Annotated in this window: 22 protein-coding genes and 1 pseudogene; 6 read left to right on the top strand and 17 right to left on the bottom strand. The window is 65.2% G+C overall.

Going from position 1 to position 20,391, the window contains the following annotated elements; genetic code table 11:
- Positions 1–41 precede the first annotated feature (41 nt).
- The 6 genes from P9273_RS30220 to P9273_RS30245 form a co-directional block, all read right to left on the bottom strand.
- On the bottom strand, positions 42–485 hold the full coding sequence (locus P9273_RS30220; RefSeq protein WP_278052141.1) for a DUF1801 domain-containing protein: 444 nt from the start codon (positions 483–485) through the stop codon (positions 42–44).
- On the bottom strand, positions 485–718 hold the full coding sequence (locus P9273_RS30225) for a hypothetical protein (protein ID WP_278052142.1): 234 nt from the start codon (positions 716–718) through the stop codon (positions 485–487). The genes P9273_RS30220 and P9273_RS30225 overlap by 1 nt, the downstream gene beginning before the upstream one ends.
- A 39-nt stretch (positions 719–757) precedes the next feature.
- On the bottom strand, positions 758–1,150 hold the full coding sequence (locus tag P9273_RS30230; protein ID WP_278052143.1) for a VOC family protein: 393 nt from the start codon (positions 1,148–1,150) through the stop codon (positions 758–760).
- Between the two features lie 78 nt (positions 1,151–1,228).
- Positions 1,229–1,633 (bottom strand): SRPBCC family protein, encoded by a 405-nt coding sequence (locus P9273_RS30235; protein WP_278052145.1) that lies wholly within the window; start codon positions 1,631–1,633, stop codon positions 1,229–1,231.
- Complete coding sequence (locus tag P9273_RS30240; RefSeq protein ID WP_040997444.1) at positions 1,630–1,953, bottom strand: ArsR/SmtB family transcription factor; 324 nt, start codon at positions 1,951–1,953, stop codon at positions 1,630–1,632. The genes P9273_RS30235 and P9273_RS30240 overlap by 4 nt, the downstream gene beginning before the upstream one ends.
- Positions 1,954–2,052: 99 nt before the next feature.
- Positions 2,053–2,802, bottom strand: coding sequence for an IclR family transcriptional regulator (locus tag P9273_RS30245; RefSeq protein ID WP_278052148.1), 750 nt, complete (start codon positions 2,800–2,802; stop codon positions 2,053–2,055).
- Positions 2,803–3,002: 200 nt separating this feature from the next.
- Here P9273_RS30245 and P9273_RS30250 point away from each other — a divergent pair, with 200 nt between their 5' ends.
- From P9273_RS30250 to P9273_RS30270, 5 genes are all read left to right on the top strand, one after another.
- Positions 3,003–3,980, top strand: coding sequence for a Bug family tripartite tricarboxylate transporter substrate binding protein (locus P9273_RS30250; protein WP_278052149.1), 978 nt, complete (start codon positions 3,003–3,005; stop codon positions 3,978–3,980).
- Between the two features lie 117 nt (positions 3,981–4,097).
- Positions 4,098–4,634, top strand: coding sequence for a tripartite tricarboxylate transporter TctB family protein (locus P9273_RS30255; RefSeq protein ID WP_278052151.1), 537 nt, complete (start codon positions 4,098–4,100; stop codon positions 4,632–4,634).
- A gap of 4 nt (positions 4,635–4,638) precedes the next feature.
- Entirely contained in the window at positions 4,639–6,162 is a 1,524-nt protein-coding gene (locus tag P9273_RS30260) for a tripartite tricarboxylate transporter permease (RefSeq protein ID WP_278052152.1), read from the top strand.
- Positions 6,163–6,177: 15 nt separating this feature from the next.
- Positions 6,178–7,362: a CaiB/BaiF CoA transferase family protein gene (locus P9273_RS30265; RefSeq protein WP_278052153.1), complete on the top strand. Its 1,185-nt coding sequence runs from the start codon at positions 6,178–6,180 to the stop codon at positions 7,360–7,362.
- Positions 7,359–8,198 carry a citryl-CoA lyase gene (locus tag P9273_RS30270; protein WP_278052154.1) on the top strand — a complete coding sequence of 280 codons (840 nt, stop codon included), beginning with the start codon at positions 7,359–7,361 and terminating at the stop codon, positions 8,196–8,198. Before P9273_RS30265 ends, P9273_RS30270 begins: the two co-directional genes overlap by 4 nt.
- 7 nt (positions 8,199–8,205) lie before the next feature.
- On the opposite strand, the gene P9273_RS30275 is transcribed toward P9273_RS30270, so the two are convergent.
- Together P9273_RS30275 and P9273_RS30280 are read right to left on the bottom strand one after the other, a co-directional pair.
- Entirely contained in the window at positions 8,206–8,673 is a 468-nt protein-coding gene (locus tag P9273_RS30275; RefSeq protein WP_278052155.1) for an NUDIX hydrolase, read from the bottom strand.
- Positions 8,674–8,919: 246 nt separating this feature from the next.
- Positions 8,920–9,216, bottom strand: a complete 297-nt coding sequence (locus P9273_RS30280) for a hypothetical protein (protein ID WP_278052156.1) — start codon at positions 9,214–9,216, stop codon at positions 8,920–8,922.
- Between the two features lie 452 nt (positions 9,217–9,668).
- On the opposite strand from P9273_RS30280, the gene P9273_RS30285 reads away from it, so the two are divergent.
- Positions 9,669–10,265: an invasion associated locus B family protein gene (locus P9273_RS30285; protein WP_278052158.1), complete on the top strand. Its 597-nt coding sequence runs from the start codon at positions 9,669–9,671 to the stop codon at positions 10,263–10,265.
- Between the two features lie 47 nt (positions 10,266–10,312).
- Here P9273_RS30285 and P9273_RS30290 read toward each other — a convergent pair whose 3' ends face one another.
- The 9 genes and pseudogenes from P9273_RS30290 to P9273_RS32465 all read right to left on the bottom strand — a co-directional run.
- Positions 10,313–11,014 (bottom strand): response regulator transcription factor, encoded by a 702-nt coding sequence (locus P9273_RS30290; protein ID WP_278052159.1) that lies wholly within the window; start codon positions 11,012–11,014, stop codon positions 10,313–10,315.
- Complete coding sequence (locus tag P9273_RS30295) at positions 11,011–13,734, bottom strand: sensor histidine kinase (RefSeq protein WP_278052160.1); 2,724 nt, start codon at positions 13,732–13,734, stop codon at positions 11,011–11,013. Before P9273_RS30295 ends, P9273_RS30290 begins: the two co-directional genes overlap by 4 nt.
- A gap of 55 nt (positions 13,735–13,789) precedes the next feature.
- Positions 13,790–14,353: a potassium-transporting ATPase subunit KdpC gene (kdpC, locus tag P9273_RS30300; RefSeq protein WP_278052161.1), complete on the bottom strand. Its 564-nt coding sequence runs from the start codon at positions 14,351–14,353 to the stop codon at positions 13,790–13,792.
- An 11-nt stretch (positions 14,354–14,364) separates the two neighbouring features.
- Positions 14,365–16,458 (bottom strand): potassium-transporting ATPase subunit KdpB, encoded by a 2,094-nt coding sequence (gene kdpB, locus P9273_RS30305; RefSeq protein ID WP_278052162.1) that lies wholly within the window; start codon positions 16,456–16,458, stop codon positions 14,365–14,367.
- Entirely contained in the window at positions 16,455–16,700 is a 246-nt protein-coding gene (locus P9273_RS30310; RefSeq protein WP_278052163.1) for a hypothetical protein, read from the bottom strand. The genes kdpB and P9273_RS30310 overlap by 4 nt, the downstream gene beginning before the upstream one ends.
- Entirely contained in the window at positions 16,684–18,387 is a 1,704-nt protein-coding gene (gene kdpA / locus P9273_RS30315) for a potassium-transporting ATPase subunit KdpA (RefSeq protein WP_278052164.1), read from the bottom strand. The genes P9273_RS30310 and kdpA overlap by 17 nt, the downstream gene beginning before the upstream one ends.
- Before the next feature lie 22 nt (positions 18,388–18,409).
- On the bottom strand, positions 18,410–18,499 hold the full coding sequence (locus tag P9273_RS30320) for a K(+)-transporting ATPase subunit F (protein WP_095804300.1): 90 nt from the start codon (positions 18,497–18,499) through the stop codon (positions 18,410–18,412).
- Between the two features lie 338 nt (positions 18,500–18,837).
- Positions 18,838–19,131 (bottom strand): amidase family protein, encoded by a 294-nt coding sequence (locus P9273_RS30325; RefSeq protein WP_336619411.1) that lies wholly within the window; start codon positions 19,129–19,131, stop codon positions 18,838–18,840.
- Positions 19,118–20,271 (bottom strand): annotated as a pseudogene (locus P9273_RS32465) (amidase); the annotation flags it as partial. The pseudogene P9273_RS32465 and the gene P9273_RS30325, both read right to left, overlap by 14 nt.
- Positions 20,272–20,391 lie beyond the last annotated feature (120 nt).

Genomic DNA, 20,391 nt, shown 5'->3' on the forward strand with positions numbered 1-20,391 from the left:
CGTGGCTGTGTCAGGGAGACGGCGCTTGACCTTTCCTACACCTACATCCGTTCGCCGGGCAGCCGGCTTGCCTGTTTCACCCAGGAGACGAACTGCTCCTCGTCAAGCTGGTCGTCCTCATGGATATGGAAATAGCGTGTGTCCCTGCTCTTGGATTCGACGGGCGGCACGGGCTTCAGCGACAGGCCGCGGAAAAACGCCACCTTGATGTATCTGGCGAAGCAGTGGATGCCGAGGAACCAGCCTTCGCCTTCCATGCCGTAGAATGGAGAGTTCCATTTGACGGCCTTCTGTACGTCGGGGACGGCCTCAATGATGAGTTGGTCGAGCCGGCGCCCGACCTCGCTCTTCCAGCCCGGCATCGCCGCGATATAGGCCTGCACGGGAGCGTCGCCATAGCCCTTGGTAATCTGCGGATTGCCGCCCGAAAGCAGGACAGGTTTCGCGTCCGCGGACCCGGCAGCCTTCGATTTCGCCTTCGCCATCAGGCCGATCCCGTGCGCTTGCCCGCCGGCTCACCGCGCTGCCTACCGGCATAGGGCAGCACGAACATGTAGAGCCCGCTGAACAGCAGCAGGAAAAGCGGGACCAACGGCGAATAGACGATCCAGGTGGGCGGCGGGCCCATGGCCATGGCGGCGAAATTGGCAATGACGGTGATGGTGAAGATGATCGATAGCCAGCGGTGAAGCTGCCTGATCCATTTGCTCCAGTGCAATCTAACCTCCCTTGCAAATGACGAGACGGATCGAGCTGCCTACCAGCGCGCCAGCTGCGAAAGCTGAATGAGGTTGCCGCAGGTGTCGTTTAGCTGCGCGATGGTGGCGCCGGTCACCGCGGTCGGCGCCATGGCGAAGGTGCCGCCATTGGCCTTGATGCGCTCATGGTCGGCCTTGACGTCGTCGGTGAACAGCATCAGCGCCGGCTGGCCCTGCTTGAAGATGGCCTGCTGATAGGTTTTTGCGGCCGGATTGTCGTTCAGCGCCAACTGCAGCTCGGTGCCGTCTGGGTCATCCGGCGAGACGACGGTTAGCCAGCGAAACGGTCCGTTGGTGAAGTCGGCCTTCTTGGTGAAGCCCAGCACGTCGGTGTAGAAGCCGAGCGCCTTTTCCTGGTCGTCGACATAGATGCTGGTCAGCTTGATCTTCATTTTTGGTGCCTCCATTGCTTACGCCTGCGGTTTGCGGCCAGCCAGGACCGTGTCTGTCTTTTGAAGCTTCGGCGGACGTCAGTCGATCCGCGAAAGCAGCTGTTCCAGGGCCGCGAAGTTGCGCTTCCAACCCACCGTGGCGCCGCGGTAGTACGGCTCCTGATCCGTGCGGAAGCCGACCTGCTCCATGCGCAGATGCGTGCCCGTGCCCGTCGGGGTAAGCGTCCAGGTGACCACGCTTTCAAGGTCCTTGGTGTCCCAGCTGTAGGACAGGGTCCTGTTGGCCTCGACCGTCCGCACCTGGCAGTCGACACCGCCCCATTCCGCGTTCAGGCTGAAGCGATGGTCCACGACCGGCTTGAAGTCGTTCTTCATCAGCCACTCCTCGATGAGATGCGGTTGGGTGAGCGCGCGCCAGATCTTTTCCGGCGGAAAAGGTATCTCGCGCTCGACGACGACGGAGCGCGTTGCGGCTTCATTCATTGATCCATCCTTTTGAGCAGGTCTTCCAGATCGTCGAACCGGCTTTCCCAGAACCCCGCCATGTCGCGCGTCCAGTCCATCAATGGCGCAAGCGCCTTGAGCTGCGCGCTGTAGTGGGTCTGGCGCCCCTCATGACGGTCACGCACCAGGCCCGCCTCCTTGAGGAGGCCCAGATGCTTCGACACCGCCGGCTGCGACACGCCGGCCTGCGCCGTGAGGGCTCCGACCGTCTGCTCGCCCTGGCGGCAGAGACGTTCGAAGATGGCGCGCCGCGTCGGATCGGCGAGCGTCCTGAACAGCATGTCGTGATCGGCCGTCATTCAATCAATAACCCGTTGGCTATTGATCGACGTATAACCACTGGGATATGTATGAGTCAACCAGCGAATGAGGGCACCAGGGCAAATCGCAATGGCTGGCTAAGATCCGTCCTCTGCGTTGGCGGCTTCGTCCAGCATCGATGCATCCTCGCCGAAGGCGCGGGTGGCGCGCGCCGCCGCCTTGAGCAGCGGGGCTTTCATGCGCTCGAGGAAGGCCGCGTCGACGCGCGTGCTGGGGCCAGCCAGCGTCAGCGCCCCCAGCAGCGTCCGTCCCGGTCCGAAGACAGGCGCCGATATGCCGGCGGTCTGCGGATCACGGTCGCCGATTGAAACGTAGTTGTAGGTCTTGCGGATCGTCTCGTAGGGCTCGCCCTGCTGGCCGGAGAAGGCGGCCAGCACGCGGCCGCCGGAACCAACAAGCAGAGGCAGTACGTCGCCCTCCCGGATCGTGTAGCGGATCGGATGCTTCGACTCCACTCGGTATAGGCAGGTGCGAAGGTCGCCGGAGCGAACATAGAAAGCGACGCTTTCCCAGCTCTGCTCGGAAAGATCGCGCATGATCGGCGAAAGAATATCCATCGCCACGACCGAACGCTGGTAGAGTGCGCCGAGCCGGAACGTGGCAGGCCCGATGCGATAGCGTCCGTTATCCAGACGCTCCAGCAATTGTCCGCGCATCAGCGAATTGGCGAGCCGCAGGATCGTGCTTTTGTAGAGGCCGGTACGGGCAGCGATCTCGGCGAGGCCGAGCGAGCGGTCTGCGGTGGTGAAGGCGTCGAGGATGGCAATGGCGCGGTCGAGCGCCGCAACGCCGTCGGCCGATGACGGGCTGGAGGTCGTGTCTGTCATTTCAACGGTGGTTTCATCGCGGTCGCCTATCCGGACCGACCCGGACACGCAGGTTTAGTCCCGCCGAAGTCGTTCTGTCTAGCAGAATGCCATTCCCATTGACAGAACGCGGTAACATTTGCTTGAACTTCTTTGCGGGTCTGAGGTCAGGCCACGTCTTGGCAGGCACCGGAGGAGGTGTCGTGATTTGGAGGAAGCCCATGCTGAACAGACGCAATTTCCTGGCGGGCACGGCGGCAGCCGGCGCCGCCGGTATCGCGGCCTTGCATCTCACGCCCGCGTTCGCGCAGGACACGCCGCAACTTCAGATTTTCGTCCCCGCGGCGCCCGGAGGTGGCTGGGACCAGACGGCCCGCGCGATCGACCAGGTGCTTCGCTCCGAGAAGCTCATCTCCGGCTCGCAGATCACCAATGTCGGCGGCGCAGGCGGCACGGTCGGCCTGCCGCAATTCGTCAATCAGTGGAAAGGCAAGGGCAATTCGCTGATGGTCGCCGGCATGGTCATGGTCGGCGCCATCATTGCCAACAAAGCCGCCAACAACCTTACGGAGGTGACACCGATCGCCCGCCTCACCGGCGAGTTCGAGGCGCTGGTGGTGCCGGCGGAGTCGCCATTCAAGACGGCCACCGATTTCGTCGCCGCGCTGAAAGCCGATCCGAGCAAGGTTCCGGTCGCCGGCGGCTCGGCCGGCGGCTCCGACCACATCCTGTTCGGCTTAATCGCCAAGACGGCAGGCGTGCCGGCGGCGAACCTCTCTTACGTGCCGTTCGCGGGCGGCGGAGAGGCATTGTCGGCGCTGCTCGGCAACCAGGTCGCGGCCGGCATTTCCGGCTACGGCGAGTTCTCCGAGCAGGTGAAGGCGGGCGCGCTGAGGTTGCTCGCCATCTCGGCCGACAAGCGCCAGGAAGGCATCGATGCGCCGACGCTGAAGGAGGCCGGCATCGATGTCGAGCTGTTCAACTGGCGCGGCGTCTTCGCGCCGCCCGGCATCTCCGATGACGACAAAGCCGCGATGATCAAGCTGGTCGAGACCATGGCCAAGAGCGATGCCTGGGCGACGGAATGCAAGAACCGCAACTGGACGCCGATCCTGCTCACCGGCGACGACTACGCCAAGTTCGTCACCGAGGACACCGCCCGCATCGGCGCCATCCTCAAGGATCTCGGTCTGGCCTGACGCCGCTTCAACCGGATCGCGGGGGCGGCACCGCCTCCGCGACAGCATGCGAACCGTGCTGCCAAACGAACTGCGGCGAAGCCGGCGGCCGCGAGCCGGCGATCCGGGGAGGATATCATGAGCACCAGCAAGCAGCAGGCGTCAGCCCCGCGTCTTGCCTTACCCGAACTGCTCATCGGCATCGGGCTGCTGATCTGCGCCGGCGCCGTCGCCTGGCAGACGCTGGCGATCCCGGTGTCGCCGCTCTACTCCAAGGTCGGCCCGACCGTTTTCCCGTACATCACCATGGCCGGGATGATCGTGCTTTCGCTGCTGCTCATACTTGCCGCTATTCGCGGCGGCTGGCAGCCTCAGGAAGAAAAGGAAACGCCAACCGACTGGAAGGCGATGGGCTTCGTGGCGGCGGGCCTGGTCGCCAATCTCCTCCTCATCCAGCCGCTCGGCTTCACCGCCGCCTCGGTGATCATGTTCGTGCTGGTCTGCTTCGGTTTTGGCAGTCGGCACCCGCTGCGCGACGCGCTGCTCGGCCTTGTGCTGGCGTTTGCCGCCTATTTCGGCTTCGCCAAGGCGCTCGGCGTCAACATCGGCGCCGGCGTGATCGAGAACCAGCTCAACGCGCTGCTCGGCGCCGCCTTCAGCGGCAAAGGGGGCTGAGGCAGTGGACACGCTCGGTCATCTCGCACATGGCTTCGCGGTAGCCTTCACGCCGACCAATCTGTTGTGGTGCCTCGTCGGCACCACGCTTGGAACGGCGATCGGCGTGCTGCCTGGCCTCGGGCCAGCGCTCACCATCGCGCTGCTTTTGCCGATCACCTATCAGGTGGCGCCCGAGGCTTCGTTCATTTTGTTTGCCGGCATCTATTACGGCGCGATGTATGGCGGCTCGACGACGTCGATCCTGCTCAATACGCCCGGCGAAAGCGCGACTATCGTGACCGCGCTCGAGGGCAACCGCATGGCGCGTTCGGGGCGCGGCGGCGCTGCGCTCGCCACCTCGGCGATCGGCTCGTTCGTGGCCGGCACGCTTGGCACGATGGGCGTCGCCTTTCTGGCGCCGACCGTGGTCAAATACGCAATAAAGTTCGGGCCGGCCGAGTATTTCTCGCTGATGGTGCTGGCCTTCATCACCGTTTCGGCGGTGCTGGGTTCGTCTTCGGTTCGGGGGCTTACCAGCCTGTTTGCCGGCTTCGTCATCGGCATGGTCGGCGTCGACCTGCAGACCGGGCAGCCGCGTTTTACCTTCGGCGCGGCCGAATTGCTCGACGGCGTCGACGTCATCATTGTCGCGGTCGGCCTCTTCGCGGTCGGGGAAACGCTCTACATGGCCTCGCGCCGTTATGCCGGCAAGGACGAGATCGTGCCGCTCAAGGGCTCGCTCTACATGACGGCCGCCGAATGGGCGCGTTCCTGGAAGCCGTGGCTCAGGGGCGCCGCGATCGGCTTCCCGATCGGTGCCCTGCCGGCCGGCGGCGCCGAGATCCCGACTTTCCTGTCCTATGCCATCGAGAAGAAGCTATCGAAACACAAGGAGGAGTTCGGCACGGTCGGCGCCATCGAAGGCGTTGCCGGGCCGGAAGCCGCCAACAACGCGTCCGCGGCCGGCGTGCTCGTCCCCATGCTTACTCTGGGCCTGCCGACATCGGCGACCGCCGCGATCATGCTCTCGGCCTTCCAGAGCTACGGCATCAATCCCGGGCCGCTGCTGCTGACGACGCAGGCCAACCTCGTCTGGGGCCTGGTCGCCAGCCTGTTCATCGCCAACATCATCCTTGTCGTCCTCAACCTGCCGCTAATCGGCCTTTGGGTGCGCCTGCTGAAAATTCCGGCGCCGCAGCTCTATGCCGGCATCCTGGTGTTCGCCACCGTGGGCACCTACGGCATCTCGCAGTCGCCGATCGACCTCGTCATCCTTTATCTCCTGGGAGCCGCCGGCTTCCTGATGCGGCGCTTCGATTTCCCGACTGCGCCGGTGATCATCGGCATGATCCTCGGGCCGCTCGCCGAAACGCAGTTCCGCCGGGCGATGACGATCGCCAATGGCGACTGGACGGTGTTCTATCGGCACCCGCTCTCGCTGACGTTGCTGGCGCTCGCCTTCCTCGGCCTGGTCGGGCCGCATATCTGGGCCTGGATCCAGCAGCGCCGCAGGCGCGGACCGGAGCATGTGCCGGGCGATGCCTGAGTCATTTGGAGCATCATGACAGACCTGCTTTCCGGCATCCGCGTCCTCGACCTCACCAATGTGCTGGCCGGCCCCTACTGCGCTTATCAGCTGGCGTTGCTCGGCGCCGACGTCATCAAGGTCGAGGCGCCGCCGGGCGGCGATCTGGCGCGTCAGCTCGGCGCCTCGCCGGAGCTCAACCGCGCCGGCATGGGGGCATCGTTCCTGGCGCAGAACGCCGGCAAACGATCGGTGGTGCTCGACCTGAAGAACCCTGACGGCCGCGAGCGTTTTCTCGATCTGGTCGCCACGGCCGACGCGCTGGTCGAGAATTTCCGGCCGGGCGTCATGGAGCGCCTGGGGCTCGGTCATAAAAAACTGAGGGAGACCCGCCCCAGCCTTGTCTATTGCGCGATATCCGGCTTCGGCCAGACCGGGCCGATGCGCGGGAATCCGGCCTATGACCAGATCATCCAGGGGCTGTCGGGGATTATGAGCATCACCGGCACGCCGGAAACCGCGCCGCTTCGCGTCGGCTATCCGGTTGCCGACACGCTTGGCGGGCTCGTCGGGGCCTTCGCCGTCGCCGCGGCTCTCGTCAAGCAGAAGACGACGGGCGAGGGGGCGTTCCTCGACGTCTCGATGCTCGAATGCACGTTGTCGGCGCTGGGCTGGCCGGTGTCGAACTATCTGACTGCCGGCGTCGAGCCGCGGCCGATGGGCAATGAGAACGTGACGGCGGCGCCCTCCGGTGCATTCCGCACCGGCGAGGGGCTGCTCAACATCGCCGCCAACAAACAGGAGCAGTTCGTCACTTTATGCGGGCTTATCGGACGGCCGGAACTTGCCTCCGATCCGCGCTTCACCGAGCGCGAGACGCGCAAGCGGAACCGCGCCGCGCTGAAGGTGCTGATCGAGGACGCGCTTGCGGGCGCATCCGCCGCGATCTGGGAAGAAAAACTCAACCGGGCCGGCGTGCCGGCGGGACGGGTGCTGACGATCCCGCAGGTGCTCGAGGAGCCTCAGGTCACGGAGCGCGCCATGGCAACCTCCTTCGAAGGGGTATCCGGCATGGATCGCCCGCTGACGGTGGTGCGCGGCGGCTTCATGGTCGACGGCGCCGCGCCGGTACCTGCCAAGCCGCCGCCGCGCCTCGGCGAGCATATGGACGAGGTGTTCGCCGCCTTGCCCGAGCGCGATACATCGAGAGCGCGAGCATGAGCGGGGAGAAAAGGACTGGCCGCGAGCGCGCGGAGGAATGGTGGCAGACCTCCATCATCGAGATGCGGCCGGGCGTCATCCGGCTGCGCGGCTACGAGATCCAGGACCTGATCGGCCGCGCCAGCTTCCCGGCGATGATCTGGCTGATGCTGCGCGGCGAGTTGCCGAGCGAGGAGCAGTCGGCGCTGCTCGGCATTGCGTTGGGCGCCGCAGTCGATCATGGCCCGCAGGCGCCGTCGATCGCGATCGCCCGCATGGCCGCTACCTGCGGCGTCGGCATCAACAACGCCATGGCCTCGGCCATCAACGTACTGGGCGACGTGCATGGCGGCGCCGGCGAACAGGCGCTTTCCTTCTATGGCGATATCGCCGCGACGATGGATGGCGGCGTTTCCCTGGTCGACGCGGTGAAGGCGCGGCTGGATCGTTTTTTCGTCGAAGATAAAGGCTACGTGCCAGGGTTCGGCCATCGCTTCCATCCGATCGATCCGCGCGCGCCGCGCCTGATCGAGCTGACGCGGGAATTCGCCGCGCGCGGCGTGATCGGCGGGCGTTTCGCCGATATTGCCGGTGCGATCGAGGCGGAAGTCGCCGCACGCAAGGGCAAAACGATCCCGCTCAACATCGACGGCGCCACCGCCGTCATCTATGGCGAGCTCGGCTTCCCCCCGGCGCTGACGCGCGGCCTGTTCGTGCTGTCACGGTCGGTCGGCATTCTGGCGCACGCCTGGGAACAGTCGCAGCAAAGCGATCGCAATAAGGGGCCGCTGCCCAGGGAGTGGCTATGGGCCTATACCGGCACGCCGGTACGGCCGCTCCCGAACGACACCGAATAGATGGCTGTCACACCGGGTCCCCCGGCGGAATGGTCAAATCCCTCAGCAGGGTCGAAAGCTCCGGCTCGTCGATGAGCAATGCGGCGTCGGCCGCGGGCAGCCACGCGCGCTGCCGGTTCGCGGCCTCCTGCCAGTCGGCAAGCTCCTCGGTGACCTGCAGCAGGTAGACCGCCACGTCGACGCGGATGAAGCCGTCGGTCATGCGTTTCCAATAGGAATAGGTGCCGGCAGGCTGCTTCAGCGCCTTGCCTACAACGCCCGCCTCCTCCTGGGCTTCGATCGTTGCCGCCTTGCGCCCGCTCTTGCCCTTCATCGGCCAGCCCTTCGGCACGATGAAGCGCCGCGTGGTGCGTGAGGTGACCAGCAGCACTTCAAGACTGCCGTCCTCCTGCAACCGATACGGAATGGCCGCCACCTGGCGGATCCGTTGGCCTTTCCTGGCTTTGCGAACTGCTTTCTTCTTGGTCGTTGCCATCCCAAATTCCGGTGAGAGCAGCGTTTCGCCGCACGCTCTCCGCGCAGCAAAAACCTGTCCTCCTGCAAACCCTGGAGCGTCTCACCGTTTCGGTTGGAAACGGCGAGCCGCTCTATTTCCCTGCCTTGAGGCAATTCCTGACGGAAGCCGTGTCACACTTTTCCTGGAATTGCTCCAAAACCACCGCCCTTGCAATCCGCATTTTGTGAGCAAGTAAGTCGGCTAATAAACGGAAAAAAACAAATGTCAGCGGCAGATCCTGGAGATCGTGTTGCCGACCGCTTCCATCCTGCATCTCTTGTCATATATCGGCACATCGGGCTGGCTCCTGGGCGGGGTCGGCCGGTCGAGCTCGCGATAGATTTGCTGCTGCTGCTGGTATTGCTGCCGCTGCAACCGGTTCTGCAGCTGCTGCAGCTCATTCTGCTGCACCAATGCATTGCGGTTCGTCGGGATGACGATTTGCGCATAAGACGGCCCAATCAGAGAAACCGAGGTCGCCAGCACGGCGCCGGCAAGAACAGCCAAGGTGCGACGAAGCATCCGCGCGGCTCCCAAACGAAAAACCATGCATCATCATATAGTGCGGGTGGCCGATAACGCCATGGGTGACTGCGAAACATGATGCGGCTCAAGGACGCCGCGCGATCGGACGCCGTAACGCCGGCGCTGGAGGTCGGCCGATATCCCGGTCAGCGAGGTCGCCAGTTTCCGCATCTGCGGAAAGGCGAGAGTTCTCCACCAGACAATGGGAGATCGAGGGTATTTCGCCGCTGCCGAGAATCTGCCCCGCAACCCGGCATTGCACTTGACGGAAGCCATCGATTCGCCGCTCTATCGGGTCGGCGCCGGGCTGGAGCTCAATGGCGTCAACGGCGTCGGATTGGCGATCAGATACAACGGCGCTTTCGTGAAACGGTGAAGCAGAACGCGGTCAGCGCGTCTCTCAAGGTCAGCTTCGAGCTGACGCGGGACGGCGGCCAAGAAGGGATGTCATGAGGACGAAGTACGCGTCTATCGCTGCGATGCTGGCAGTCGCCTGCATTGCCGGTGTGCCGGCGGCCGGATTTGCAGCGCAAAACAAGAGCGACAAGGCGGCGCCCGCGGCCCAGCCCGGCGGGGCGGCGGCCAAGCCGCAGCTGCCGGGCGGCGCTTCGGCGCTGTCGGAAACGCATGGCGACTGGACGGTCAACTGCCAGGTCACCGGCGCCAACAAGGTCTGTAGCCTGTCGCATCAGCAGTTCAACAAGCAGAGCGGCCAGCGGCTGCTGGCGATCGAATTGACGACCAAGACCGGCCAGGACTCCACGGGCACGCTGGCGCTGCCCTTCGGGCTTGCCCTGGCCAACGGCATCTCGCTCGAGATCGATGACAAGAAGCTGGACGGCACGCTGCAATTCAACACCTGCCAGGCGGTGGGTTGCCTGGTGCCGGTGACGTTCGACGCCGACACAACGCCGCTCCTGCAGAACGGCACCACGCTTAAGATCAACGCCACGGCGGCCGATACCATGCAGCCGATCTCCTTCACCATCTCGCTCAACGGCTTCGACAGCGCGCTGGCGCGGACGGCGGACCTGTTGGCGGACTGAGCGGACGGCAAGGTTTCACGCCGGGCGATCGGCGAAGCCGGTCGCCTTCATTCGTTTATGTCCGCCCCGCGCAGACGATAGCCCACGCCCGTCTCGGTGATGATGTAGCGCGGCTGGTCCGGGGCCTTCTCGACCTTCTGCCGCAGCTGGCGGACATAGACCCTGAGATACTGGACGTCGGTCGAGTCGTTCCAGATCTGCTTCATCAGGAACTGGTGCGTCAGCACCTTGCCGGCATATTGCACGAGGATGCGCAGGATGTCGTATTCCTTGGGCGACAGTTTCACCTCCTTGCCCTCGACCTTGACGATGCGCTTCACCAGGTCGACGGAGAGGTCGCCGGTGTGGAACACCGGCTTTTCGCCCTGCCGCTGGAACTTGTGGCGCAGCGCCACCCGGATGCGCGCCACCAGCTCGTTCATGCCGAAGGGCTTGGTCACGTAGTCGTCGGCGCCGAGCTCGAGCGCCTGGACGATGCCCGCCTCGTCGGTGCGGCTGGACAGGATGACGACCGGAATATCGAGGCCGTCGCTTCGCCATTTGCCGAGCAGTTCCAGGCCGGTCATGCCGGGCAGGCCGAGATCGAGCAGGATGAGGTCGGGGCGTGCGGTCTGGATGAGTTCGAGCGCCGCCTTGGCACTCGGCGCCTCGGAGACCGCATAGCCCTGGCTGCCCAAGCCGACGCGCAGCAATTTGCGGATCGGCGGCTCGTCGTCGACGACCAAAATAGAGACGGTCTGATTTGTCATGCCACATCATCCGTAACCGGTGCGCCGAGCGCCGGCAACTCAGCCGGTAACGGCATGCGGATGGTGAAGATCGCGCCTGGACGGTCGGCGCGGTTGGCCGCCGCGATCGTGCCGCCCATCGCCTCGATGAAGCCGCGGCTGATCGACAGGCCGAGGCCGGTGCCGGCGCGCACCTGGTCGCCTTTGCGCACGCGGTAGAAGGTGTCGAATATCCGCTCCAGGTCGTCCGGCGGGATGCCCGGTCCCTCATCCATCACCTGCAGGATGACGGCGCCGTTGTCCACCCAGGCCTGGAGCCGGATGGCAGAGCCGGGCAAGGCGTATTTGGCGGCATTGTCGAGGAGGTTGAACAGAGCCTGCTCGAACAGAACCGGGTCGAGCCGCAACATGGGCAGGTCGGCCGGAATGTCGGTCTCTATTCTGTGCTCGGCGGTGATCTTCTGCGCCCGGTTCAGCGCCGAGCCGACGACATCGCCGACATAATGGAGCGCGTAATTCGGCTCCATCGCGCCCGACTCGATCCTGGTCATGTCGAGCAGGTTGGCGATGAAGCGGTTTAGCCGCTCGGACTCGCTGACGACCGTCGACAGAAGCTCGGCGCGATCTTTTTCCGGCAGCGCCGGCGCGAATTCCTTCAGCGTGCCGGCCGCGCCCATGATCGCTGCAAGCGGCGTCTTCAGATCGTGCGAGATGGAGGTCAGCAGCGCCGAGCGCAGCCGGTCGGCTTCAGCCGCAAGCCTGGCGCGGTCGACGTCGGCGACGAGCTGGACACGCTCGATGGCCACCGCGGCTTGATCGGCGAGGGCATCCAGCAAGCGCTGCTGCTCGGGCGTCAGCAGCGGCCCTTGCTTGTCATTGTCGAGGCCGACGACGCCGATCGCGGTCCGTCCAGTGCGCAAGGGCAGATAGAGACGTTTTGCGCCGGGCAGCGTGTCGGCGCCGCGGCCGGCGGCGCGGTTGTGCTCCCAGGCCCAGCGCGCGGCCGCGATATCGGCCTCGGCCAGCGTGTCGTCCGGCGGATAGCCGGCCTTGACGGTGATGGTGCCGTTTTCCGGCAAAAGCAGCACGACGCGGACCTTCAGCATCGAGGCGATCTGGAAAGCGGTGGCCCATAGAACATCGTCGAGCGTGCCGGCGCCGGCGAGTTTCTTGGAGAAGGAATAGATGTCCTCGGTGGCGCGCGCCCGCGAACGTGCGGCGACCGCCTGGCGCTGCACGCGCGCCGTCAGGTTGCTGGCGATGATGGCGACGACGAGGAAGACCGTGAAGGCAACGATGCTTTCCGGATCCCTGATCGTCAGCGTGTAGCGCGGTTCGAGGAAGAAGAAGTTGAAGGCGAGCGCGGAGAGAAAACAGGCATAGAGCGCCGGCCAGAGCCCGAAGCTCACGGCTGCGGTCAGCACCGCCAGAAGCAGCACGCTGGCGAGATTGCGGACGTCGAGGAACTGGTCGAGGATCGAGCTGACGGCCAGTGCGCCGGCGACATAGGCGGTCGAGAACAGATAGGGCCAGATCTGGAAAGGCTTCTGCTCGGGCGCCGCCTTCACCCGCGCCGAGGGGACGTCGGCATCGCGCTCGGCGCCCGAGATGACATGGACGCTGATGTCGCCGGCGTTGCGGATCAGGTCGTAGGTGAGCGAGCCCTCGATCAGCTCGCGCCAGCGCGAGCGGGTCGGCCTGCCGATGACGATATGGGTGAAGTTGTTCGCCGTCGCGTGGCGCACGATGTCCTGAGCGACGTTCTGGCCGGGAATGGTGGCGATCTCGGCGCCGAGCTGTTCGGCGAGACGCAGGTTCCTGGCCAGGCGGTCCTTGTCCTCCTCGGAGAGGCCCGCAAGGCGCGGCGTGTCGACATGCAGCGCCGTCCAGGGCGCGCGCAGCCTGTCGGCGAGCCGGCGCGCATAGCGGATGCGGGCCGCCCCGCCAGGCTGCGAGTCGACGCAGACGAGAACCCGCTCGCCGGCCGCCCACGGCCCTGGAATGGCGTGCGACTGCATGTGGTTGAGCAGCTGCTCGTCGACGCGCTGGGCGGTGCGGCGCAGCGCCAGTTCGCGCAGCGCCGTCAGATTGCCCGGCGAAAAATAGTTGTCGATGGCGCGCTGCGCGGTGTTGGGGAAATAGACCTTGCCGTCCTGCAGCCGTTTGATCAGGTCGTCGGGCGTGAGGTCGATGACCTCGATGTCGTCGGCCTCGTCGATGATGGAATCGGGAACCGTCTCGCGGACCCTGACGCGGGTGATCTGAGCGACGACGTCGTTCAGGCTTTCGACATGCTGGATGTTGAGCGTGGTGTAGACGTCGATGCGTTGCGCCAGGATCTCCTGCACATCGAGATAGCGCTTGGGATGCCGGCTGCCGGGCGCGTTGGTGTGGGCGAGCTCGTCGACCAGGACGAGAGCGGGGCGCCGCTTCAGGATGGCGTCGATGTCCATCTCGTCCAAGGTCTGGCCGCGATAATCGACCAGACGGCGCTGGATCACCTCATAGCCGTCGACCAAGGCCTGGGTTTCCTTGCGGCCATGCGTCTCGACGACGCCGATCACGACATCGATGCCGTCGGCGCGGCGGGCGCGGCCCGCCATCAGCATCTCGTAGGTCTTGCCGACGCCGGGCGCGGCGCCGAGGAATATGCGCAGGCGGCCGCGGCCCTCGCGCCCGGCATGTTCGAGGAGCGCGTCGGGAGAGGGGCGGTTCTCGGGGTCGGTTCTGTCGTCCGGCATCAGTCCAATCATGAATTGCGCCGGAGACCGTGTCGATCCCCGGCGCGGAGCGGATTTACTTCAGCTCGTCCAGCGCCAGATTCAGTGCCAGAACGTTGACCACCGGCTCGCCGAGGACGCCAAGCTCGCGGTCCTCGACATGGCTGTCGACCAACCCCTTCACCTTGGCCTCGCCCATGCCGCGTGCCTTGGCGACTCGCGGCACCTGGAAATAGGCGGCGTCGGGGCTGATGTCGGGATCAAGCCCGCTGCCGGAGGTGGTGACCAGGTTCATCGGCACCGGCGCATTGGGGTTTTCGGCCTTCAGCTTCTCGGCGTCGCCCTTGATGCGTTCGATCAGCTTCGGATTGGTCGGGCCGAGGTTCGAGCCGCCGGAGGAGGTCGCGTCGTAGCCATTGCCGGCGGCTGACGGCCGGCCGTGGAAATAGCGGTCGCCGGCGAAACCCTGGCCGATCAGGCTGGAACCGATCACCTTGCCCTCCCTGACGATCAGACTGCCATTGGCCTGGTTCGGGAACAGCACCTGGGCGATGCCGGTCATGCCGATCGGATAGATCAGACCGGTCAGCACCGTGAAGAAGACGATCATGACAAAGGCGGGTCTGAGTTGCTTGAGCATCGGATCAATCCTTATGCGAGGCCGAGGGCCGTGACGATCAGGTCGATCGCCTTGATGCCGACGAACGGGACGATGATGCCGCCGAGGCCGTAGACCAGCAGGTTGCGGGTGAGCAGCGAGCCGGCGCCGATGGCGCGGTATTTCACGCCTTTCAGCGACAGCGGGATCAGCGCGATGATGATCAGCGCGTTGAAGATGATGGCCGACAGGATGGCGCTCTGTGGCGTCGCCAGATGCATGATGTTGAGCGCCTGCAGCGGGCCGGCGGACTGGCCGGGCGCCATGTAGAAGACCGCGAACATCGCCGGAATGATGGCGAAATACTTGGCCACGTCGTTGGCGATCGAGAAGGTCGTCAGCGAGCCGCGCGTCATCAACAGCGCCTTGCCGATCTCGACGATCTCGATCAGCTTGGTTGGATCGCTGTCGAGGTCGACCATGTTGCCGGCCTCGCGCGCGGCGACCGTGCCGGTGTTCATGGCGACGCCGACATCGGCCTGGGCGAGCGCCGGCGCGTCGTTGGTGCCGTCGCCGCACATGGCGACCAGCTTGCCCTTCGCCTGCTCCTCGCGGATCAGCGACAGCTTGTTCTCCGGTGTGGCCTGGGCGAGGAAATCGTCGACGCCGGCCTCCGCGGCGATGGCCGCCGCGGTAAGCGGGTTGTCGCCGGTGATCATCACCGTGCGGATGCCCATCTTGCGCAGCTCGGCGAAGCGCTCGCGGATGCCGCCCTTGACGATGTCCTTGAGGTGGACGACGCCGAGCAGGCGGCCGTCGCGTTCGACCGCCAGCGGCGTGCCGCCGGCCTTGGCGATCTCGTCGGCGATCGCCTGCAGGTCGCGGATGGTTTCGGTCGTCGGACGCGCGCCATGGGCGGCGACGGTCGCCTGATTGACGTGATTGAGCACCGCGTCGACCGCGCCCTTGCGCACGGAGGAGCCGTCGATGTCGACGCCGCTCATGCGGGTTTGTGCGGCGAAGGGAACGAAGGTGGCGTGCAAGGTCGCCATGTCGCGGGCGCGGATGCCGTATTTCTCCTTAGCCAGCACGACGATCGAGCGACCTTCCGGCGTCTCGTCGGCGAGCGAAGCAAGTTGGGCGGCGTCGGCAAGCTCCTGCTCGGTGACGCCCTTGACCGGACGGAACTCGGTCGCCTGGCGATTGCCGAGGGTGATGGTGCCGGTCTTGTCGAGGAGCAGCGTGTCGACGTCGCCGGCGGCCTCGACGGCGCGGCCGGACATGGCAAGCACGTTGAAGCGCACCAGCCGGTCCATGCCGGCGATGCCGATGGCCGACAGCAGCGCGCCGATCGTGGTCGGGATCAGTGTGACGAACAGCGCGACGAGGATCGTCACCGGGATATAGCCGCCCGAATAGGAAGCGAAGCTCGGGATGGTCGCGGTCGCCAGCACGAAGATCAGCGTCATGCCGACCAGCAGGATGTTGAGGGCGATCTCGTTCGGCGTCTTCTGGCGCTCCGCGCCCTCGACCAGCGAGATCATGCGGTCGAGGAAGGTCTGGCCGGAGGCGGCGGAGATGCGCACGCGGATCCAGTCGGAGAGCACCTGGGTGCCGCCGGTGACGGCCGAGCGGTCGCCGCCGGACTCGCGGATCACGGGCGCGGATTCTCCGGTGATCGCGGCCTCATTGACCGAGGCCACGCCTTCGATCACCTCGCCGTCAGCGGGGATGATGTCGCCGGCTTCGACCAGCACGACATCCCCGACCTTCAAGCTGGTGCCCGGCACCAGCTTGAACTTGTCGCGGTCGCCGTTGACGAGCAGCTTGGCCTCAGTCTCGGTGCGCGCCTTGCGCAGCGAGTCGGCCTGCGCCTTGCCTCGGCCCTCGGCCACGGCTTCGGCGAAATTGGCGAACAGCACGGTGAACCACAACCAGATGATGATCTGCAGCGTGAAGCGGCGATCGCCGCCGCCGGCGATCAGGTCGCGGAGAAAAAGCACGGTGGTGAGCAGCGAGACGACCGCGACGACGAACATCACAGGATTCCTGACCAGCGTGCGCGGATCGAGCTTGCGGAAGGCGCCGCCGATGGCGGGCACCAGGATGTGCGGGTCCATGATAACAGCGGATTTGGACTGGCTCATTTTTGCACTCCGGTATCGGTTATGTTGGACGGCGCCGGGTGTTCGGTCTTCGGGAACAAGTGCGGAAGGCCGGTGGCCAGCAGCCACAGCGCGAACAGCACGACCGCCATGCCTAGAAAGGTTGAGAGCGTCGGGAAGGGACGAGGCTTCTCGTCCCTTCCATTCCCGTCACCGGTCCGGTGACGGTCGTTGCGACGTATGTCGTTGAAGCGGGGCATGGTCATTTCAGAAGATCTGTCCATGGATCATCGCCAGGTGCTCGACGATCGGACCGACGGCGAGCGACGGGAAGAAGGTGAGGCCGCCGACGATGACGATGACGCCGACCAGCAGACCGACGAACAGCGTGCCGTCGGTCGGGAAGGTGCCGGCCGAGGCGGGCACGGTCTTCTTGCCGGCCAGCGAGCCGGCAGTGGCCAAGGCCGGGACAATGACCAGAAAACGGCCCATCAGCATGCCGATGCCCAGCGTGATGTTGTACCAGGGCGTGTTGCCGGAAAGGCCGCCGAAGGCCGAGCCGTTGTTCGCGGCGGCCGAGGTATAGGCATAGAGCACTTCCGAGAAGCCGTGCGGGCCGCCATTGGCCATTGAGGCGACGGCGCTCGGCAGGACCACGGCGATGGCCGTGAAGATGAGCATCGCCAGCGGCAGGCACAGAATGGCGAGCATCGCCATCTTGACCTCCTTGGCCTCGATCTTCTTGCCGAGATATTCCGGCGTGCGACCGACCATCAGGCCGGCGACGAAGACGGCGACGACGACGAACATCAGGATGCCGTAGAAGCCGGCGCCGACACCGCCGACGATGATTTCGCCGAGCTGCATGTTGATGAGCGGGATCATGCCGCCGAGCGCGGTGAAGCTGTCATGCATGGCGTTGACGGCGCCGCAGGAAGCGGCCGTGGTGATGACGGCGAACAGCGCCGAGGCAGCTATACCGAAGCGCGTCTCCTTGCCTTCCATGTTGCCGCCGTCGATACCGAGCGCATGGACCAGCGGGTTGCCGGCGGCTTCCGCCCAGTAGCAGACGGCGATTCCGACCAGGAACAGCACGCCCATGGAGGTGAGGATCGCCCAGCCCTGGCGCTCGCTGCCGACCATGCGGCCGAAGACGTTGGTGAGCGCGGCGCCGATCGCAAAGATCGACAGCATCTGGATCAGGTTCGAGATCGCGTCCGGATTCTCGAACGGATGCGCGGCATTGGCGTTGAAGAAGCCGCCGCCATTGGTGCCGAGCATCTTGATGGCGACCTGCGAGGCGACCGGCCCGAACGCGATGATCTGCTTGGCGCCTTCCAGCGTGGTCGCGTCGACATACGGCCCGAGCGTCTGCGGGATGCCGAGCCACACATAGGCGAGCGTCAGCATGACGCAAATCGGCAGGAGCACGTAGAGCATGCAGCGGGTGAGATCGACCCAGAAATTACCGATCGACTTGCCGGACGCGCGGGCGAAGCCGCGGATGAGCGCAATGGCGATGGCAATGCCGGTGGCGGCCGAGACGAAGTTCTGCACGGTGAGGCCGGCCATCTGCACGAGGTACGACATCGTGCTTTCGCCGCCGTAGTTCTGCCAATTGGTGTTGGTGACGAAACTGACTGCGGTGTTGAAGGCGAGGCCGGGCTCGACCGCCGCCATGCCGGCGGGGTTGTAGGGCAGGGCGCCCTGCAGCCGCTGCAGCACATAGAGGACCAGGAAGCCGGCGAGGTTGAAGAGCAGCATGCCGGTCGCGTAGACGGCCCAGTGCTGTTCTTGCCTGTCGCTGGTTCCGGCGAGACGATAGAGCCCGCGTTCGATCGGAACGAGCACCGGCGACAGCAAGGTGCGGTCGCCGCTAAAGACGCGGTGCATATAGAGGCCGAGCGGCTTCACGAGCAAAAGCAGGATCCCGCAATAAACGAGGATCTGTATCCAGCCGTTGAGTGTCATGATGTGACCTTCCGTGCGCCGATCAGAAGCGTTCTGGGCGGATCAGGGCGTAGGTGAGGTAGGCGAGCAGGAACAAGGTCACGGCGCCGCCGAGCGTGTAATCGAAAAGCATGGTCCGGCTCTTCCGCTCAGATCATGTCGCAGGCTTTGACGTAGGCGAAGGACAGGACGAAGAACAAAACCCCGATCCCGAGAACTATGAGGTCCATTGCAGGTCTTCCTTGTCTGTGTTTGCGGGTTCAAAACGGCGCGCGGACGCACGCCACCTTGGCTGCGGCGATCGAAGCGCTTTTCAAAGGAAGATATGGACCCGACCGCCATAAAGGTTCGAGACGGGAAGGATGGGAAAGATATAGGAATTCTATAGGGGTTTTGGCCCGGGCCCTTGGGTGAACCAGTGCGCCATGCAGCCGAGAAGGGCGCTTCCCTTGCGCCGATGCCTCAAGCGCTTCAGAGCGCCGGTCGCCGGTCCTTCCACGGCATCTCCTCTTCAAGTTGCGTGGACAGCGCCAGCACCGTCGCCTCGTCGCCATAGCGGCCGACGAGCTGGACGCCGATCGGCACGCCGCCGGCCGATTGCCCGACCGGCAGCGAGATCGCCGGAAGGCCGGAGATGTTGAAGGGGAAGTTGAAAACCGCGTCGCCCCCATTTGGCGTTGTAGCGGTCGAGGTCGGTTTCCGACATGTCATAGTAGCCGAGCGGACGCGGCAGCTGTGCCAGTGTCGGGGTGATGAAGATGTCATTGGGGGAGAGGTCGCCGACGATGTCGCGGCCGATCAGCCTCAACTGCTCGACGTCGGAAATATGCTTGATGCCGCTGGTCGCGCGACCGCGCTGGATGATCGCCCAGGTCACCGGTTCGACATCGTCCGGGGTGACTGGCCGGCCGACCAGCGTCTCCAAGAAGCCGAACGTGGCGGCTGTCTGTACGCAGGTCATGTCGGTATAGGTCTTCCACACGGCGTCGGCATCGAGCGGCATGTCGTGCTGCTCGACGTCGTGGCCGAGGCGTTCGAGCGCGGCAGCCGTGGAAAGCACGGTCGCCTTGACTTCGGGATCGATCGCCGTGCCGTTGGGCGGCGTGACGGTGAAGCCGATGCGGAGTTTCTTCGGCGCACGCGCGGAGAGGCTGAGCCAACTGTCACTGGGAACCGGCGGCGTGTAGGGGTCGCCGGGCAGGGCGCCAGCCACCGCGTCGAGATAGGCGGCGGTGTCGCGCACCGTGCGCGAGCAGCAGAGGAAATAGGCGCCGCCATACCAATAGTCGCCGAAGGGCGCGAGGCTGACCCGACCGCGCGACGGCTTCAGCCCGACGATGCCGCAGCAGGACGCGGGCACACGGATCGAGCCGGCGCCGTCGCTGGCTTCGGCGATCGGCACCATGCGCGAAGCGATCGCGGCGGCGCCGCCGCCGCTGGAGCCGCCCGGCGTGATGCCTTCCATGGGTTCCTCGTCGTCCCGTAGAGTTTTGGCTCCGTGGTGATCGACCAGCCATTCTCCGGCGCGTTGGACTTGCCGACGAGCACCAGGCCCGCCGCCTTGATGCGGCGCACCACCTCGCTGTCGGAATCGGCGACGAAATCCTTCAGGTAGAAGCAGGAGTTGGTGTTGGGCGCGCCTTTCCAGGACGAGGCGAGCTCCTTGACCAGATAGGGCACGCCGGCAAAAGGCGCGTTCTTGTCCACCGTCGCCGCCTGGGCGCGCGCCATGTCGTAGAGGCGATGGACGACCGCGTTGAGCGAGGGGTTGAGGCGCTCGATCGTGGTGATCGCCGCTTCGACCAGCTCGGCGGGAGAAACCTCGCCGCGCTTCACCAGGCCGGCCAGCGCCAAGGCGTCGGAAGCGGTGTAGGTCTCGAGCAGGCTCTCCGAAATCGCGGCCATGTGTTTCCTCCCGTTAGGTCCTAGCTGAAGGCTGAGAATGGCTCGGTGGACTCACCCAGTCTCCGCTTCGCTTGGCTGACCTCTCCCCGGGGGAGAGGAGATTGTCAGCGCCGGCATTCC

The organism is Mesorhizobium sp. WSM4935 (assembly GCF_029625735.1).
GTDB lineage: Bacteria > Pseudomonadota > Alphaproteobacteria > Rhizobiales > Rhizobiaceae > Mesorhizobium.

Coding starts and splice junctions, on each gene's coding strand:
- P9273_RS30290 (WP_278052159.1), bottom strand. CDS start 11,014: ATGACAAATCAGACCGTCTCTATTTTGGTCGTCGACGACGAGCCGCCG.
- P9273_RS30280 (WP_278052156.1), bottom strand. CDS start 9,216: ATGCTTCGTCGCACCTTGGCTGTTCTTGCCGGCGCCGTGCTGGCGACC.
- P9273_RS30275 (WP_278052155.1), bottom strand. CDS start 8,673: ATGGCAACGACCAAGAAGAAAGCAGTTCGCAAAGCCAGGAAAGGCCAA.
- P9273_RS30295 (WP_278052160.1), bottom strand. CDS start 13,734: ATGCCGGACGACAGAACCGACCCCGAGAACCGCCCCTCTCCCGACGCG.
- kdpC (WP_278052161.1), bottom strand. CDS start 14,353: ATGCTCAAGCAACTCAGACCCGCCTTTGTCATGATCGTCTTCTTCACG.
- P9273_RS30245 (WP_278052148.1), bottom strand. CDS start 2,802: ATGACAGACACGACCTCCAGCCCGTCATCGGCCGACGGCGTTGCGGCG.
- P9273_RS30250 (WP_278052149.1), top strand. CDS start 3,003: ATGCTGAACAGACGCAATTTCCTGGCGGGCACGGCGGCAGCCGGCGCC.
- P9273_RS30235 (WP_278052145.1), bottom strand. CDS start 1,633: ATGAATGAAGCCGCAACGCGCTCCGTCGTCGTCGAGCGCGAGATACCT.
- P9273_RS30310 (WP_278052163.1), bottom strand. CDS start 16,700: ATGGACAGATCTTCTGAAATGACCATGCCCCGCTTCAACGACATACGT.
- P9273_RS30285 (WP_278052158.1), top strand. CDS start 9,669: ATGAGGACGAAGTACGCGTCTATCGCTGCGATGCTGGCAGTCGCCTGC.
- P9273_RS30240 (WP_040997444.1), bottom strand. CDS start 1,953: ATGACGGCCGATCACGACATGCTGTTCAGGACGCTCGCCGATCCGACG.
- P9273_RS30270 (WP_278052154.1), top strand. CDS start 7,359: ATGAGCGGGGAGAAAAGGACTGGCCGCGAGCGCGCGGAGGAATGGTGG.
- P9273_RS30230 (WP_278052143.1), bottom strand. CDS start 1,150: ATGAAGATCAAGCTGACCAGCATCTATGTCGACGACCAGGAAAAGGCG.
- P9273_RS30220 (WP_278052141.1), bottom strand. CDS start 485: ATGGCGAAGGCGAAATCGAAGGCTGCCGGGTCCGCGGACGCGAAACCT.
- P9273_RS30325 (WP_336619411.1), bottom strand. CDS start 19,131: ATGACATCTTCATCACCCCGACACTGGCACAGCTGCCGCGTCCGCTCG.
- P9273_RS30320 (WP_095804300.1), bottom strand. CDS start 18,499: ATGCTTTTCGATTACACGCTCGGCGGCGCCGTGACCTTGTTCCTGCTC.
- kdpB (WP_278052162.1), bottom strand. CDS start 16,458: ATGAGCCAGTCCAAATCCGCTGTTATCATGGACCCGCACATCCTGGTG.
- kdpA (WP_278052164.1), bottom strand. CDS start 18,387: ATGACACTCAACGGCTGGATACAGATCCTCGTTTATTGCGGGATCCTG.
- P9273_RS30265 (WP_278052153.1), top strand. CDS start 6,178: ATGACAGACCTGCTTTCCGGCATCCGCGTCCTCGACCTCACCAATGTG.
- P9273_RS30255 (WP_278052151.1), top strand. CDS start 4,098: ATGAGCACCAGCAAGCAGCAGGCGTCAGCCCCGCGTCTTGCCTTACCC.